Genomic DNA, 302 nt, shown 5'->3' with positions numbered 1-302 from the left:
GGCAGGCCGGCCGCGTTCAGCAGCAGCGCCGCGCCGTAAGCCCCCAGGCCAAAGAAGGCCGCATGGCCAAAGGAATGCAGGCCCGCCGGTCCCATCAAGAAATGCAGGCTGGTGGCAAACAGCGCGGCAATGACCAGGTCCACCATCAGCACCAGGGTGTAGGACTGTGCATCCACCGTCCAGGGCAGCGCCAGCAAGGCCAGCAGCACAGCAGCTCCCACGGCCTTCAACGCAGGCGGGGGCGCGCGCAGCGGCTGCTCGCGCAGGCCATGGCTGCGGCTCGCGGCCTGCGGCTTGCCCAG

Annotated in this window: 1 pseudogene; it reads right to left on the bottom strand. The window is 69.9% G+C overall.

Annotation, left to right across the window (positions count from 1 at the left end):
* Positions 1-302 (bottom strand): annotated as a pseudogene (locus H928_RS28040) (ABC transporter permease); the annotation flags it as partial.

This window comes from Comamonas sp. B-9 (assembly GCF_000410635.1).
GTDB lineage: Bacteria > Pseudomonadota > Gammaproteobacteria > Burkholderiales > Burkholderiaceae_C > Comamonas.
This window is presented reverse-complemented; position numbering and strand designations above follow the sequence as displayed.